Origin of the sequence: Falsihalocynthiibacter sp. SS001, from assembly GCF_042445055.1 — a bacterium.
Lineage (GTDB): Bacteria > Pseudomonadota > Alphaproteobacteria > Rhodobacterales > Rhodobacteraceae > Falsihalocynthiibacter.
In genome coordinates this window covers 1,961,026-1,976,043 of sequence record NZ_CP170339.1, presented here as the reverse complement: position 1 = coordinate 1,976,043, position 15,018 = coordinate 1,961,026, and the positions used below count along the sequence as shown (strand labels likewise).

The following is a 15,018-nucleotide window of genomic DNA, read 5'->3' as shown; positions in this document are numbered from 1 at the left end:
CCCAACGCTCAAGTTTCACTAGCGCGACGGGGTGGGGCCAAGTATGGGGGCCTTGAGAAGATCGAGGCCCTCAAATGAACAAAGATATTGCCCGCGACATCAGCTATGCCAGCTCTGCCAAAACGCGGAGTGGTCGCACCGTTATTCGACTGCTTGAGGGCGTTACAGGACGCGGGAGATTGATCCGCAAGGCGGCAGGATACGAGCAAGAAGTTCGCCAAGGTGCCGACTTCTGGCAGGTCATGATGCAGCGCTATAACGTCGATCTACGGGTCCATGGCGCGATTGATGCGTTGCCGCGCACGGGCCCGCTGGTGTTGGTTGCGAACCATCCTTACGGGATACTCGATGGCTTGGTAATGGGGCACCTCTTGGCAGCCCATCGCGGTGATTTTCGTATTCTTGCGAATTCTGTTTTCAACCGTGCGGATGACATTAACCGCATCATCCTTCCGATCAGTTTTTCCCAGACAAAAGAAGCCGTTAGAACGAACCTTGAAACTCGGAAAAAAGCGCTGGCCTATTTGAATGACGGCGGAGCGATTGGTGTGTTCCCAGGCGGGACAGTTTCGACTGCCGCGCGGCCTTTTACGCGGCCAATGGATCCGAGCTGGCGTAATTTTACAGCTAAGATGATCCAGAAATCGGGCGCAACGGTGGTACCTGTCTATTTCCACGGCAACAACTCGCGGCTATTTCAGCTTGCGAGCCATGTGCATGAGACTCTGCGTCTTGGGTTGCTTATTTCGGAGTTTCGCGCGCGCTTGCGGACGCCGCTGGATGTAACAATCGGAAAGCCATGTACGCCAACGAAACTGGCGGAATATGGCAGGGATTCCGCCGCTATGATGCGATTTTTGCGTCAGGCGACTTATGAACTCTCGCCAACGCCGCTGAACACGCTAGACTATGGTTATGAATTCGAAGAAAAGTATCGCGCATAATTGAGGCGCCGAAAGGATACATCATGGCAGTTGGAGTTTTTGATTCTGGTTTGGGTGGGCTCACGGTATTTGATGCGGTGTCCAAAAAACTGCCGGATGTGCCGTTTGTTTACTATGGTGACAACGCCCACGCGCCTTATGGGGTTCGGGATGCCGAGGATATTTACAACCTGACAACGCAGGGGGTAGAGCGACTTTGGGATGCTGGATGTGATCTTGTGATCCTTGCGTGTAATACGGCCTCTGCGGCGGCGCTGCGCCGGATGCAGGAGAGCTGGATTCCAGAGGGTAAACGCGTACTCGGCGTGTTTGTACCGTTGATCGAAGCCCTAACAGAGCGCCAGTGGGGCGATAATTCTCCGCCGCGCGAGGTTGCAATTCAGCATGTGGCGCTTTTTGCGACGCCTGCCACTGTCTCTAGCCGCGCGTTTCAGCGCGAGTTGGCGTTCCGTGCGATTGGTGTGGACGTAGAGGCGCAGCCCTGTGGCGGTGTGGTCGATGCGATTGAGGATGGCGATGAAATCCTCGCTGAAGCCCTTGTGCGTAGTCATGTCGAAGCATTGAAGCGCAGAATGCCTAAGCCCGAGGCCGCAATCCTTGGGTGCACGCATTATCCGCTCATGAAAGAACAGTTTCAGGCCGCGCTTGGCCCCGATGTAAAGGTGTATTCGCAGGCCGATCTGGTTGCGGAAAGCTTGGCGGATTATCTTCTGCGGCGCCCTAACCTCAAGGGATCAGGCGTAAAATCGATGTTTCTGACAACGGGCGATCCAGAGCGCGTGTCCAACCGCGCGACGCAGTTCTTGCGACGAAAGATCACGTTTGAAGCAGCGTGAATTGCGCCCGCACAAAATTGCCCTTACATAGACTACGAACATTAAAAAGGTCCGGATAATGACCCATAAAATCGCTATTCTTGGCGCGTCTGGTTACACAGGCGCGGAACTTGTTCGGCTGATTGCCAATCACCCGAATATGGAAATTGCCGCGCTGACTGCTTCGCGCAAAGCAGGGCAGTCGATGGCACAGGTCTTTCCGTTTCTGCGCCATCTTGATTTGCCTGACCTTGTTACAATTGAAGAAGTGGATTTCAGCAAGATTGACCTGTGCTTCTGTGCGCTTCCCCATGCGACGAGCCAGTCGGTGATCCGTGATTTGCCAAGTGATCTGAAGATTGTGGACCTTTCGGCTGATTTCCGTCTGCGTGACCCTGAAGAATATACCAAGTGGTATGGCGGTTCACATGATGCGCTGGAGCAGCAGGCCGAGGCCGTTTATGGCCTGACCGAGTTTTATCGCGACGAGATCAAATCCGCGCGCCTTATCGCGGGGACGGGGTGTAATGCGGCGACGGGGCAATATGCGTTGCGGCCGTTGATTGCGGACAAGGTGATCGCGCTGGATGATATCATTATCAACCTGATTACCGGTGTTTCTGGTGCGGGTCGGAGCCTTAAGGAAAATCTTCTTCATGCAGAGTTGTCCGAAGGCGCGCATGGCTATGCGGTTGGTGGCACGCATCGGCATCTCGGGGAATTTGATCAGGAATTCTCGGCAATTGCCGGAGAGCCTGTAAAGGTTCAGTTCACGCCGCATCTGATCCCCGCGAACCGCGGAATTCTTGGGACTGTTTACGTGAAGGGAGACCCGCAAGCGGTGTTTAACTCTCTCTCGCAAGCCTATGAAAATGAACCGTTTATGGTGATGTTGCCGTTCGGAGAGACCCCAAGCACGCGCCATGTTCGCGGCAGTAACTTCTGTCATGTCGGCGTGTCGGCGGACCGGATTGAGGGGCGTGCCATTGTCATGGTTGCGCTTGATAACCTTACCAAAGGGTCGTCGGGACAGGCCCTTCAGAATGCCAACCTTATGCTTGGAGAGGACGAAACAGCAGGGCTGATGATGGCCCCTGTGTTTCCGTAAACTATATGAAAAACCTCAAGAAAACCCGCCGAATTCAGATAATCCTTGTCGCTATTGTTGCGCTCATTGTTTCGACGGCGTTGATTGGGTACGCGATGCGCGACGGCATCAATTTCTTTCGCTCGCCGTCGCAAGTCATGGAAGAGCCGCCCGCGCCAAATGAGGTGTTCCGCCTTGGCGGGTTGGTGCTTGAGGGTAGCGTTGAGCGCGGCGTGGGGCAGGAAATTCGATTTGTCGTCACCGATGGAGGGGCCGAGGTCCCTGCGGCATACAACGGGGTGTTGCCCGATCTGTTCGCCGAGAACGAAGGCGTAATTGGAACCGGAACTTACGTGAATGGTGTATTCCAAGCCACTGAAATACTTGCAAAACACGACGAAACCTACATGCCCAAAGAAGTGGTGGACGCGCTCAAGGAACAAGGCGTCTATCAAGGTGGTGAAGGCTAGCAACGTTCGCGCCAGTTCGAATTTGTAAACGTTTTGTTGCCACAGTTCCTGACATGAGGGGCTGATCCCTCGGAACTGGGGGCTTCATGCAAAGTGTAGAAGAAATCGCAAATGACATCGTGGACCGTGAGGGTGGTTTCGTGAACGATCCCGATGATCCGGGTGGGGCTACGAAATTCGGGGTGACTATACATTCTCTGCGGCGGTTGGGCATTGATCTGACGGGCGATGGTGCCGTCGATATTGCCGATGTTCATGCACTTGAACGGGCGGATGCGGTCAAAATCTTCATAGAGCATTATTTCGAACGTCCGCGCATTGATACGCTGCCGACGAACCTTCAGGCGAGCGTGTTTGATATGTATGTGAATGCGGGACGTCATGCGGTGAAGGTGCTTCAGCATCTATTGTGCGACATGGGGCAGATTGTTCATATCGACGGGGTGATCGGCCCTGAAACGCAAGAGGCCGCGCGTATCGCACATGGGATTGCGGCGGGGTATCTGGTGGATGCTTACGGGATTGCGCGGCGCAACTACTATTACCGCCTTGCGGATGCCCGCCCCAGTAGTCGCAAATATGCGCGCCGCAAGGACGGCGGCAAGGGTGGATGGATTATGCGGGCCGAGAGTTTCATCGCGCCGCGATACCATCTGAGTGTGCGAGAGCATCATGAAAGGGTCGCCGGATGGGGTTGATAGATAAGGTTTTTTCTCTACTATTCGGACAGGGCCGCAACATCATCCGCGAGACCTCCGAAGTTTTTCGCGAGAATACGGAGGCATCCGCACAGCGCAGCGCAATGCTTCGGCGGCAGGCAATCGATCAACATACCGCCGAGTTTGATGTCCCGCGCGGCGGGAGATTTGATCGATTTGTTGATGGTCTGAATCGTTTGCCGCGCCCTGCGATGGTCCTTGGGATTTTGGCGCTATTTGTGAGTGCTATGGTTGATCCCGTCTGGTTTGCCAGTCGCATGCAGGGACTTATTTTGGTGCCGGAACCGCTTTGGTGGCTGTTGGGAGTGATCGTGTCATTTTACTTTGGCGCACGCCATCAAGTGAAGTCGCATGAGTTCCAGCGCTCGCTATCTCAAACCATGCAGCGCGTCCCCGAGGTGGTCGACAATATCGAAGCGCTTACGCATTTCTCTCCCACCTCGGCGACGGTGCCAGAGGAGAATGCAGCTCTTGCCGCTTGGCGTCGTGATCAACGCAGCGTGTCGATGGGGTAACCATGACATAACTTGGTTGTGACATTACGCCCCCAATATCATGCGCGGAATCCGTTGCTCCTTGCGAAGAGAAGGGGCATATTCGGCGCATGATTATTGAACTTGGCCATGCTGCCCTGATCCTCGCGTTTTTGTTGTCAATCGTTCAGGCGACCGTTCCACTTGTGGGCGCTCAAAAGGGTTGGCGTGGGTGGATGGACGCAGGTGCCGCCGCCGCGACCGCGCAGTTCGTCCTTGTTTTCTATGCCTTTGCCGCGCTGACCTATGCGTTTGTGACGTCTGATTTTTCGGTGGAATTGGTGCTTGCTAACTCTCACACGCTGAAACCGATGCTTTATAAGGTGTCGGGTGTTTGGGGCAATCACGAGGGTTCGATGCTGCTTTGGGTGTTGATCCTTGCCGGGTTTGGCGCCAGTGCCGCGTGGTTCGGCTCGAACCTTCCTGCGACATTGCGGGCGCGTGTTTTGGCGGTTCAGGGTGCCGTCGGTGTTGGGTTCTATGCGTTTATCCTATTCACCTCCAACCCGTTTACGCGCGTTGAATTCCCTCCGTTTGATGGCGGAGACCTTAATCCGCTCCTTCAGGATCCGGGCCTCGCATTTCATCCGCCGTTCCTCTATTTGGGATATGTTGGCCTTAGCATGGCGTTCAGCTTTGCCGTTGCGGCATTGATCGAGGGGCGCGTTGATGCGGCGTGGGGGCGTTGGGTGCGCCCTTGGACCCTTGCGGCGTGGATATTCCTAACCATTGGTATCGCACTTGGCTCTTGGTGGGCTTATTATGAGCTTGGTTGGGGCGGGTACTGGTTCTGGGATCCTGTTGAAAACGCCAGCTTTATGCCTTGGCTTATTGCCGCAGCGCTGTTGCACTCAGCGATTGTGGTCGAGAAGCGCGAAAGCCTAAAAGCTTGGACGATCCTGTTGGCAATCCTTGCGTTCGGTTTCTCGCTTATCGGCACATTTATCGTGCGCTCAGGCGTTCTAACGTCGGTTCATGCCTTTGCAACTGATCCAGAGCGCGGCGTGTTTATCCTTGTTCTGCTGGCGATTTATATGGGCGGCGCGCTCACACTTTTTGCTGCGCGCGCAAATGTCCTCACAAGTAAGGGTGTGTTTGGCGTGGCCAGTCGGGAAAGCGTGCTGGTTCTGAACAACATTCTGCTGACCGTGTCGTGCTTTGTCGTTTTTGTCGGAACGATGTGGCCGCTTGTGGCCGAGCTTTTCCTGGACCGTAAACTTTCGGTAGGACCGCCGTTCTTTAACACAGCGTTTACACCTTTCATGATAGCGATTGCGCTCTTGTTACCCGTCGGGGCTCTGCTGCCGTGGAAACGCGCTAAGCTTGGCCGTGTGCTGCGACCATTGCGAGGGGCCTTGGCGCTTTGTGTGGCGCTGGCACTCTTGGTCTGGGCGATGCAAACTGATCGTAGTGCGATTGCTCCGATTGGGGTATTCCTCGGCTCTTGGGTGATTGTCGGCGCAGCGCTTGATATCTGGCACCGTACCGGAAGCGCGCGGCAGTCTGCTTCGGCGCGGATTGCACGTTTGGGGCGTCTGCCGCGGGCCGAATGGGGGCGTGTTGTCGCGCACTCTGGCTTTGGCATTACCGTATTGGGCATTTCGATGCTGATGGCGTGGGAACAAGAGGACATCCGCGTCGCACAGATTGGTGAGCCGTTCACAGTCGGCAAGTACGACGTCACTCTGGAAGAGGTCACACAGGGGCAAGGGCCAAATTACACAACGGTCATGGCGCAAATACGACTGGAGCGTGGTAATAAAACCGTAGCGGTTTTGCACCCAGAGAAACGGGTTTATCCGGTTCAAGGAATGCCCACGACCGAGGCCGCGATCGACAATGGCTTTTTACGTGATCTGTATGTTGTGATCGGTGATCCTCAGATTGATGGCGGATGGGCCGTGCGGACATATATCAAACCCTTTGCGAACTGGATTTGGGCGGGGGCGATAATCATGTCGCTCGGTGGCGCACTTAGCCTTTCTGATCGTCGGTATAGGGTTGGCGCTGTTTCGCGTCGACGCAATACATCTGCTTCGGCACAGGCGGCGGAATAGATATGAAAACTTTTCTGACTGCCTTTATGCTCTGGATTTCGCTAGCAGTTTCTGCCGTCGCAGTTGAGCCAAATGAAATGCTGGACGACCCCGTGCTTGAGGAGCGCGCTCGTGAGATTTCTAAGGGATTGCGCTGTATGCAATGCCAGAATGAAACCATCGACGAGAGCAACGCCGACATTGCCCGCGACCTACGCCTCGCGGTGCGCGAGCGCTTGGTTGCTGGCGACACCGATGAGGAAACGGTAGCCTATATCGTTGATCGTTATGGCGAATTTGCTCTGCTCAAGCCAACGGTTGGCGGGGCGAATTTGGTGCTTTGGCTGGCGGGGCCATTGATGCTTTTGCTGGCGCTGGCGGTCGGGGTTGCTTTCGTTCGACGCAGTTCGAAGAGCGATAGCGCCGCGACTCAGGCCGAACTTTCGCGCGAAGAGCAGGATCGCTTGGACGATATTCTCGACAATTAGGCGAAATTTTTACGTAATAACGCAAGGTTGCTCTTTTTCTGTAACACTCGGTTCACTACCTTATGGGAAACTGGCCGAAGGAGTGCCTTATGAATTATCAAATGATCCGCGTTTCCCTGCGCGACGGTATCTCGATTATTACGATGAACCGTCCAGATGTTATGAACGCGCTCAATCCGTTGATGCGGGCAGAACTTACCCACGCGATACGGGATATGGGCAAGCAAGCGCGCGTTGTTGTGCTTACCGGAAACGGCCGCGCGTTCTGTGCGGGGCAGGATCTTGGGGATGGTGTCAGCGCCGCGAACGCGGACCTTGAGCGTACCCTGCGTGATGAGTACGAACCACTCTTGCGTGTGATTTATGAGTGCCCTGTGCCGACAATTGCGGCAGTGAATGGCGCTGCGGCAGGAGCAGGGGCGAACCTTGCGCTGGCTTGTGATGTCACGATTGCCACCCAAAGCGCTGTCTTCCTCCAAGCGTTCGCGCGTATCGGGCTTATTCCCGACGCTGGGGGAACCTATTGGCTTCCTAAACAGGTTGGGTTTGCTAAAGCAATGGGAGCGGCACTCTTTGCCGAGCCGATCACTGCCGAAGAAGCCAGCAACATGGGCATGATCTACGAAGCCGTTGCCGACGAGGATTTTGCCGATCATTGGCATAACCGTGCACAGACATTGGCCACTGGCCCGACACAGGCCTATGCGCGGATCAAGGAAGCTTTGCGCGCAAGCTACGATAATACGCTTCAAGAACAGTTAACGCTCGAGGCGAAACTGCAGGGGCGCGCGGGGCAGACTCGCGATTTCAAAGAGGGTGTCGTTGCCTTTGTTGAAAAACGAAAAGCACAGTTTGAAGGGCGCTAAGCGACCCCTTAGAAACAAAAAAAGCGCCCCACAAGGAGGCGCTTTTCTTTTGGGTTAGAGGACCTTAGCGGTCCTCTACATCCACATAGTCGCGCATGGTGGCGCCAGTGTAGAGCTGACGTGGGCGACCGATTTTGAGAGCGGAATCGCCGATCATCTCTTTCCACTGCGAAATCCAACCTACTGTGCGGCTCAGCGCAAAGATCGGTGTGAACATCGAAGTCGGGAAGCCCATGGCCTCTAGGATGATGCCAGAATAGAAATCCACATTCGGGAAGAGTTTCTTCTCTGCGAAATACGGATCATTAAGGGCTTGTTTTTCAAGCTCTTTGGCAACCTGAAGGATTGGGTTGTCTTCTACGCCGAGTAGTTCCAGAACTTCGTCGGCGGATTGTTTCATCACAGTCGCGCGCGGGTCGAAGTTTTTGTAAACGCGGTGGCCAAAGCCCATCAGACGGAACGGATCGTTCTTGTCTTTGGCGCGTGCGATAAACTCTGGGATGCGATCAACGCTGCCGATCTCCTGAAGCATTTCGAGGCAGGCTTGGTTTGCACCGCCGTGTGCCGGCCCCCAAAGACAAGCAATACCAGCCGCAACACAAGCGAACGGGTTCGCGCCGGAGGAACCAGCAAGGCGAACTGTCGATGTAGAGGCGTTTTGCTCGTGGTCAGCGTGGAGCGTAAAGATACGGTCCATCGCACGGGCAAGGATCGGGTTAACCTCATAGGATTCTGCTGGAACCGCAAAGCACATGTGCAAGAAGTTCGCTGCGTAATCCAGATCATTGCGTGGATAAACAAAGGGTTGGCCGATGGAATACTTATAGGCCATCGCCGCGATTGTCGGAAGCTTGGCGATCATGCGAACCGATGCGATCTCGCGTTGCATCGGATCGGTGATGTCCGTTGAGTCGTGATAGAACGCCGACATCGCACCAACAACACCCACCATGGTGGCCATAGGGTGCGCGTCGCGACGGAACCCTCGGAAGAAGTTGTGCATTTGCTCGTGCACCATCGTGTGGTTGGTCACGCGGCTTTCGAAATCTTCGAGCTGTGTAGCGGTTGGGAGCTCACCATAGAGCAGTAGGTAGCACACTTCGAGATAGTGCGATTTCGCTGCGAGTTGGTCGATAGGGTAGCCACGGTGAAGCAGCTCGCCCTTGGCGCCATCAATGAACGTAATGTCAGAATCACACGCCGCAGTGGATGTGAAGCCCGGATCATACGTGAACATGCCTGATTGGGCATAAAGTTTACGAATGTCGATAACATCCGGTCCAGCAGTCGGGCTGTAGACGGGGAGGTCATAGGACTTTCCGTCGACCGTCAAAGTGGCGTTTTTTGTGCTCTCAACCATATTAGTTCCTCTCAAATCGGTCTCAGGCGAACCATGAGTACCAGCAGTTTCAGGGCCAAGAGGGGAACAGATCCACTCTCAGCGCGATACTTGCTCAAGCCGTGCGATGGTTTCATCGCGGCCCAAAACGAGCATCATGTCAAATACGCTGGGGGTAGCCGTACGTCCCGCCAGGGCAGCGCGAAGTGGCGCTGCAATTTTGCCAAGACCAATTTCATGTGCCTCGGCGACCCCGGCCACGACGGCCTCTAAAGTCTCGCGCTCCCACGTAGCATTTTGCAACTGCGGCGTCAATTCTTTCAGTATACCACGGGATACATCATTCAGGTTTTTTGCAGATTTCTCGTCTGGAACGATGGGTGTATCGGCGGTAATAAATACTGCCTTATCAATGATATCGCCGAATTTCTTGGCACGATCCTTGAGGCAATACATGGCCTCCAAAAAACGCTGGTTCGTAGCGTCACTATAGGGTGCTTCGCCGATTGCGGCGCGATATGCCGTCATTTCTTGCAGCAGTGCAGCATCGTCTGCAGCGGCAAAATGCTGTCCGCAAATATTATCGAGCTTCTTGAAGTCGAGCCGTGAAGGGGATTTACCGATGCCATCCGTGTCAAACCACTCTTTGGCTTGCGCATCGGTAAAGAACTCGTCGTCGCCGTGGCTCCAACCCAAACGGGCCAGATAATTGCGCATACCAGCGGCAAGATAGCCCATGGATTGATATTCCTCGACGCCCGTTGCACCGTGACGCTTCGAGAGTTTCTTCCCGTCAGGTCCGTGAATAAGCGGAATATGCGCGTAAATTGGCAGGGGCCAATCCATCGCGTGATACACATGCGATTGGCGCGCAGCATTCGCAAGGTGATCGTCCCCGCGAATAACATGGGTCACACCCATATCGTGATCATCTACAACAACAGCCAACATATATGTTGGTGTACCGTCCGAACGTAAACAAATCATGTCATCCAATTCGGAGTTCTTCCAGCGCACATCGCCTTGAACTTCGTCCTGAATAACGGTTTCACCATCACGCGGCGCCTTTAGGCGAACAACATAGGGTGCGTTTGGGTGCTCGGAGGCAGGGGCGTCACGCCAAGGGCTTTGATATAGTGTTGAGCGTTTCTCGGCGCGGGCGGCATCGCGGAAGGCGGCGATCTCTTCCTGGGTCGCAAAGCACTTGTATGCGGTTCCGTTCGCCAGCATTTCGAGCGCAACTTCGCGATGGCGGTCAACGCGAGAGAATTGGCTGACGGCTTCACCATCGAAATCCAGTCCGAGCCAGTCCATCCCGCGCAGAATCGCATCGGTTGCCTCAGGGGTGGAGCGCTCGCGGTCTGTGTCCTCGATCCGCATCAGGAATTTGCCGCCACGTCCGCGTGCATAAAGCCAGTTAAACAAGGCAGTTCGCGCGGTTCCGATGTGCATGTATCCGGTGGGCGATGGGGCGATCCGAGTGACGACCTGAGACATAGAGCGTTAACTTTCTAGAAACTATAATGAGGATAGAGTTACCGCAGGTTTTAGGCCCCAGAGGCACGAAGAACAAGGTAGCAGGAGCAATGCGTGTGGAATAGCGATAAATTGCAGGCGCTATCACTCGTTGTTGCACGCCAGCGGGGGCATCTATTCCCTTGGGTTCCTGTGTTTCTGGCCGTCGGTATCGGAATATACTTTTCGTTAAAGTTTGAACCGAATTGGCTCGTTTACAGCGTTCTGGTGGTGATTGCAGCGGTGTCACTTATTCTCGTTCGCTTTAGTCGCGAGAGTTTTGCACCTTTCCTGCTTGCTTTGGCGCTGATTTGTGGCGGTGTCCTCATAGCAGGGCTGCGCAGTCATTTGGTCTCTGCGCCGGTGATTACCTTTCGATACTATGGCCCCATTCAGGGTCGAATCGTGAAAGTTGATCGCTCTGTTTCTGAGGCAGTACGTCTAACTCTGGATCAAGTGGTTCTCGACAATTTCGCCCCTGATCGCACACCAGAGAATGTGCGGATTAGCTTGCATGGAGAGCAAGGATTTATAACGCCTGAGGTTGGGATGACGGTAATTCTATCAGGACATCTCTCGCCGCCCTCGGGCCCAGTCGAGCCGGGTGGTTTCAATTTCCGCAAGATGGCATGGTTTCAGGGCCTTGGGGCGGTGGGATACACCCGTTCGCCAGTTCTCACGCTTTACCCCGCAGAGCAAGGTAGGGCGGGGCTATTCATCACGCGTTTGCGTCGCGACATTTCACAAGCGGTGCAACAACAGATACCCGGCGAAGAGGGTGCATTCGCCGCCGCTATCCTCACGGGCGATCGTTCGGATATGTCCCACGCGACGCTTCAGAGCCTACGCAACAGCAATCTGGCACATTTGTTGGCGATTTCGGGCCTTCATATGGGAATGCTGACGGGGTTTGTTTTTACCGCCGCGCGTTTCCTGTTTTCATTCTTCCCGAGCATCGCGATGCGAATACCCACCAAGAAGCTCGCCGCGGTCGTCGCGATGCTTTTTGGCGCTGGATACTTGGCGCTCTCGGGAGGGAGTGTTGCGACCATACGTGCCTTTATTATGGTGTCAGTGATGTTTCTTGCGATCTTGCGGGATCAACGGGCGCTCACACTCCGAGCGGTGGCGATTGCCGCGTTGATTATCCTTTTAATACAACCAGAAAGCCTCACCGGGCCAGGTTTTCAAATGAGTTTTGCGGCAACTTCCGCGCTTGTCGCCGTCTTTGGCGCGATGCGCGAAATACCCAATCTGCCTCTCGCAAAATATCGACCCGTACGCGTGATATTTGCGGTGATTACGTCTTCGTTTGTTGCGGGAATGGCGACGGCTCCCGTAGCTGCGGTGCATTTTAATCAAATTGCTCAATACGGACTACTTGCCAACGTCATTACCGTTCCGCTCATGGGCGTAATGGTGATGCCCGCGGCCGTGGTCGCCGCGCTCTTGGTTCCATTCGGATTAGAGGCAATCGCGTTAGAGGTTATGCGATGGGGCGTTTGGTGGATATTGGCGGTTGCGCGACAAATATCGCAACTCGAAGGCGCGATTAGGTTGGTTGTGACACCTGATCCCATCGTGCTGCCTTTGATTGCAATCGGGGGAGTCATGCTCATCATCTGGCAAGCGCGTGGAAGGATGCTCGGCGTGCCGCTCATTCTCGCTAGTTTTCTTCTTTGGAACCAAACGGAACGGCCAGAAATATTGATTTCGGATTCGGGCACGCTGATTGGGGTGATGACCGAAAAAGGCCGCGCCCTTAACAAATCGCGCGGGGGCGGATTCGTTGCTGATAGCTGGTTGGAAAATGATGGGGATATGGCAACTCAAGAAGATGCATTCGCGCGCGGGGGCTTTGAGGTTAGCAAAGGGTTAACGCGTGTCGTGCATCAGGACACTTCGATCATCATCGTGAGCGGCAAGACAATACTCTCGCATTTGCCAGAATACTGCGAAACAGCGGATATTCTGATCGTTACGGTTGAACATGAACCGCCTCGGGGGTGCTCCACCATAGACATGCGCGCGCTTCGACAGTCAGGAAGTATGGCTGTTACCCCAACCAATAAAGGTCCCGTGATAACAACCGCGCGCGAACGTGAAGGGGAGCGTATCTGGCTCGGTGCGGGCCGTTAACCCGCTCCGAAACCTTAATATGTACGGATCAAACCAACGAGCTTACCTTGAACCTTTACGTTCCCTGCAGGAAGAACGCGGGTTTCGTAGGCGGGATTGGCGGCCTCGAGGGCTATCATCTCACCCTTGCGGCGAAAACGTTTGAGCGTCGCCTCATACCCTTCAACATGGGCAACAACGATATCGCCGTTATCTGCCTGACTGGTTTCGCGGATCACGACAACATCGCCGTTATTAATCCCAGCGTCGATCATCGAATCCCCTTTAACTTCAAGGGCATAGTGGTGACCGCCATTTGAGAGCATCTGGCCTGGGACGGCAACATTGTGCGATGCCTCGGCGATAGCTTCGATCGGAGTACCAGCTGCAATGCGACCCATTAACGGCAATTCAATCGCGGACGCACTCTCTACGCTACGCGCTGCGGGTGGGGGATCGCGGCGATCGCCCTCTACAACACGCGGAGAAAACCCGCGAGAGCCCGTATTGGCGAGTGCGTTTGGCCGCTTCACGATCTCGATTGCGCGCGCTTTGTGGGCGAGGCGACGGATAAATCCGCGCTCCTCAAGCGCTGTGATCAACCTGTGGATACCTGATTTGGACCGAAGGTTCAGCGCCTCTTTCATTTCGTCGAATGATGGCGGAACACCATCCCGCTCCATGCGTTTGTCGATAAAGGCCAGTAATTCCAATTGTTTCTTGGTCAGCATCTGTCTCATCCTCTTGCCAAAGCCTTAAGGCCGCGTTGCACGCTCCTTGGCTCTTATTGCCAGCCGTTCCAGTTGGGGCGGTACAGAACAATCGGCAGTCATTTGTTAACACTCACAAAAAACGCAAGTGTTCTCTTATGTTCTATCCATGTTCTTGTTTTGTGTCAACTGCCGTCGCGAAATCCTAGATCTCGAGGTAGTTCACTGCTGATCCGCGCGCAAGTTCTGGCGCGTGTGGTGGTCGGATAAGGAGGGCGTTCGCCTCGGACAATACAGTCAAAAGCGCGCTATCCTGCCGCGAAAGAGGCGTTATTCCATCTGGCGTTACGACTGCGCGCATATAGTGTTCGCGTGGACCGTTCGCAGGCATGTCCTGCGTCAGAGGCGCACTTCGTGGCGTGGGTAAAATCTCTTTGGACCCTAACATTTTGCGCAACATCGGGATCAGGAAGATTTGGCCGCAAACCATTGCGGACACTGGATTTCCGGGCAGTCCCACCATCGGAATTCCGCCAATACGGCCTGCCATCAAAGGTTTACCGGGGCGCATGGCGATTTTGTAGAACGCGCGCTCCATTCCGAGAGCTTCGGCGACCTCGGCAACCAGATCGTGATCGCCAACCGAAGCGCCGCCAATCGTCACGATCAGGTCGGCGGATTTGGCAAGTTCGAAGGCCTGCGTCAGACTGGCCTTGGTGTCGCGCGCGATCGGAAGGAGGCGCGCCTCGGCTCCGGCGGCATTGAGCATCGCGTGCAGGCCGAAACTGTTGCTTGCAATAATCTGATCGGCGCTTGGTTCGTCGCCCGGCATCACGAGTTCATCGCCCGTAGCGATCAGTGCGACAACGGGTTTGCGATACACGCGAAGTTCAGGCGCATTCATGGAAGCGGCGAGAGCGATATCCGCAGGGGAGAGCGCACGCGGTGCCGTTATGCGGTCGCCTGCTTGGAAATCATCGCCCAATGCGCGCACATTCGGGCGAAGGTCGACCTCGGTGTCTAGTGTAATCAGGTTCCCGCGGCGCTCGACGTCCTCTTGGATCACAACGTGATCGGTACCTTCAGGCAAAGGGGCACCCGTGAAAATACGAACGGCTTCACCTGCGCCAACCTTGCCATCAAAGCCGTGGCCCGCAGCGGACTCTCCGATCACTGAAAAGAGCGCGTGCGGCTCGACCTCGACGCCCTTAACGGCATAGCCGTCCATCGCGCTGCTGGCGAAGGGGGGTTGGCTTCGATTGGCGACGATGTCTTCGGCCAAGATGCGGCCAGATGCGGCTTGAAGTGGGACGGTCTCAATGTCGAGGCAGTCAACCAATTCTAATGTTTTTTTAAGCGCTTGGGCGACGGAGATCAT

General features: G+C 55.0%; 14 protein-coding genes. 10 read left to right on the top strand and 4 right to left on the bottom strand.

The features are described from left to right. Window positions 1–74: 74 nt before the first annotated feature. From ACFE33_RS09540 to ACFE33_RS09500, 9 genes are all read left to right on the top strand, one after another. Entirely contained in the window at window positions 75–944 is an 870-nt protein-coding gene (locus ACFE33_RS09540; protein ID WP_380052697.1) for a lysophospholipid acyltransferase family protein, read from the top strand. A gap of 23 nt (window positions 945–967) precedes the next feature. Beyond that, window positions 968–1,780 carry a glutamate racemase gene (gene murI / locus ACFE33_RS09535; RefSeq protein WP_380052695.1) on the top strand — a complete coding sequence of 271 codons (813 nt, stop codon included), beginning with the start codon at window positions 968–970 and terminating at the stop codon, window positions 1,778–1,780. Between the two features lie 58 nt (window positions 1,781–1,838). Further along, window positions 1,839–2,867 carry an N-acetyl-gamma-glutamyl-phosphate reductase gene (gene argC / locus ACFE33_RS09530; RefSeq protein WP_380052693.1) on the top strand — a complete coding sequence of 343 codons (1,029 nt, stop codon included), beginning with the start codon at window positions 1,839–1,841 and terminating at the stop codon, window positions 2,865–2,867. 5 nt (window positions 2,868–2,872) lie between these two features. Beyond that, entirely contained in the window at window positions 2,873–3,316 is a 444-nt protein-coding gene (ccmE, locus tag ACFE33_RS09525; protein ID WP_380052691.1) for a cytochrome c maturation protein CcmE, read from the top strand. An 86-nt stretch (window positions 3,317–3,402) separates the two neighbouring features. Beyond that, entirely contained in the window at window positions 3,403–4,014 is a 612-nt protein-coding gene (locus tag ACFE33_RS09520; protein ID WP_380052689.1) for a holin-associated N-acetylmuramidase, read from the top strand. Next, window positions 4,005–4,550: a holin family protein gene (locus ACFE33_RS09515; RefSeq protein WP_380052687.1), complete on the top strand. Its 546-nt coding sequence runs from the start codon at window positions 4,005–4,007 to the stop codon at window positions 4,548–4,550. The genes ACFE33_RS09520 and ACFE33_RS09515 overlap by 10 nt, the downstream gene beginning before the upstream one ends. 89 nt (window positions 4,551–4,639) lie before the next feature. Next, window positions 4,640–6,625 carry a heme lyase CcmF/NrfE family subunit gene (locus ACFE33_RS09510; protein ID WP_380052685.1) on the top strand — a complete coding sequence of 662 codons (1,986 nt, stop codon included), beginning with the start codon at window positions 4,640–4,642 and terminating at the stop codon, window positions 6,623–6,625. A gap of 2 nt (window positions 6,626–6,627) precedes the next feature. After that, window positions 6,628–7,092: a cytochrome c-type biogenesis protein CcmH gene (locus ACFE33_RS09505; protein WP_380052683.1), complete on the top strand. Its 465-nt coding sequence runs from the start codon at window positions 6,628–6,630 to the stop codon at window positions 7,090–7,092. 89 nt (window positions 7,093–7,181) lie between these two features. After that, a complete protein-coding gene (locus ACFE33_RS09500) occupies window positions 7,182–7,958 on the top strand; it encodes an enoyl-CoA hydratase-related protein (RefSeq protein WP_380052681.1) in 777 nt (258 codons plus the stop codon). A gap of 64 nt (window positions 7,959–8,022) precedes the next feature. On the opposite strand, the gene gltA is transcribed toward ACFE33_RS09500, so the two are convergent. Together gltA and gltX are read right to left on the bottom strand one after the other, a co-directional pair. Further along, on the bottom strand, window positions 8,023–9,318 hold the full coding sequence (gltA, locus tag ACFE33_RS09495; protein WP_380052679.1) for a citrate synthase: 1,296 nt from the start codon (window positions 9,316–9,318) through the stop codon (window positions 8,023–8,025). 78 nt (window positions 9,319–9,396) lie between these two features. Next, window positions 9,397–10,794, bottom strand: a complete 1,398-nt coding sequence (gene gltX / locus ACFE33_RS09490) for a glutamate--tRNA ligase (RefSeq protein WP_380052677.1) — start codon at window positions 10,792–10,794, stop codon at window positions 9,397–9,399. Window positions 10,795–10,887: 93 nt separating this feature from the next. Between gltX and ACFE33_RS09485 the strand changes: the two genes are divergently transcribed. Next, entirely contained in the window at window positions 10,888–12,951 is a 2,064-nt protein-coding gene (locus ACFE33_RS09485; RefSeq protein WP_380052675.1) for a ComEC/Rec2 family competence protein, read from the top strand. Window positions 12,952–12,965: 14 nt separating this feature from the next. Here ACFE33_RS09485 and lexA read toward each other — a convergent pair whose 3' ends face one another. Further along, window positions 12,966–13,661: a transcriptional repressor LexA gene (gene lexA / locus ACFE33_RS09480; protein ID WP_380052673.1), complete on the bottom strand. Its 696-nt coding sequence runs from the start codon at window positions 13,659–13,661 to the stop codon at window positions 12,966–12,968. Window positions 13,662–13,845: 184 nt separating this feature from the next. Continuing rightward, window positions 13,846–15,018 (bottom strand): gephyrin-like molybdotransferase Glp, encoded by a 1,173-nt coding sequence (gene glp / locus ACFE33_RS09475; protein WP_380052671.1) that lies wholly within the window; start codon window positions 15,016–15,018, stop codon window positions 13,846–13,848.

What these genes read in the sequence shown, in the direction of transcription:
- ccmE (WP_380052691.1), top strand. Translation starts at nt 2,873, where the DNA reads ATGAAAAACCTCAAGAAAACCCGCCGAATTCAGATAATCCTTGTCGCT.
- ACFE33_RS09510 (WP_380052685.1), top strand. Translation starts at nt 4,640, where the DNA reads ATGATTATTGAACTTGGCCATGCTGCCCTGATCCTCGCGTTTTTGTTG.
- lexA (WP_380052673.1), bottom strand. Translation starts at nt 13,661, where the DNA reads ATGCTGACCAAGAAACAATTGGAATTACTGGCCTTTATCGACAAACGC.
- glp (WP_380052671.1), bottom strand. Translation starts at nt 15,018, where the DNA reads ATGATCTCCGTCGCCCAAGCGCTTAAAAAAACATTAGAATTGGTTGAC.
- ACFE33_RS09515 (WP_380052687.1), top strand. Translation starts at nt 4,005, where the DNA reads ATGGGGTTGATAGATAAGGTTTTTTCTCTACTATTCGGACAGGGCCGC.
- ACFE33_RS09520 (WP_380052689.1), top strand. Translation starts at nt 3,403, where the DNA reads ATGCAAAGTGTAGAAGAAATCGCAAATGACATCGTGGACCGTGAGGGT.
- ACFE33_RS09500 (WP_380052681.1), top strand. Translation starts at nt 7,182, where the DNA reads ATGAATTATCAAATGATCCGCGTTTCCCTGCGCGACGGTATCTCGATT.
- argC (WP_380052693.1), top strand. Translation starts at nt 1,839, where the DNA reads ATGACCCATAAAATCGCTATTCTTGGCGCGTCTGGTTACACAGGCGCG.
- gltX (WP_380052677.1), bottom strand. Translation starts at nt 10,794, where the DNA reads ATGTCTCAGGTCGTCACTCGGATCGCCCCATCGCCCACCGGATACATG.
- murI (WP_380052695.1), top strand. Translation starts at nt 968, where the DNA reads ATGGCAGTTGGAGTTTTTGATTCTGGTTTGGGTGGGCTCACGGTATTT.
- ACFE33_RS09505 (WP_380052683.1), top strand. Translation starts at nt 6,628, where the DNA reads ATGAAAACTTTTCTGACTGCCTTTATGCTCTGGATTTCGCTAGCAGTT.
- ACFE33_RS09540 (WP_380052697.1), top strand. Translation starts at nt 75, where the DNA reads ATGAACAAAGATATTGCCCGCGACATCAGCTATGCCAGCTCTGCCAAA.
- gltA (WP_380052679.1), bottom strand. Translation starts at nt 9,318, where the DNA reads ATGGTTGAGAGCACAAAAAACGCCACTTTGACGGTCGACGGAAAGTCC.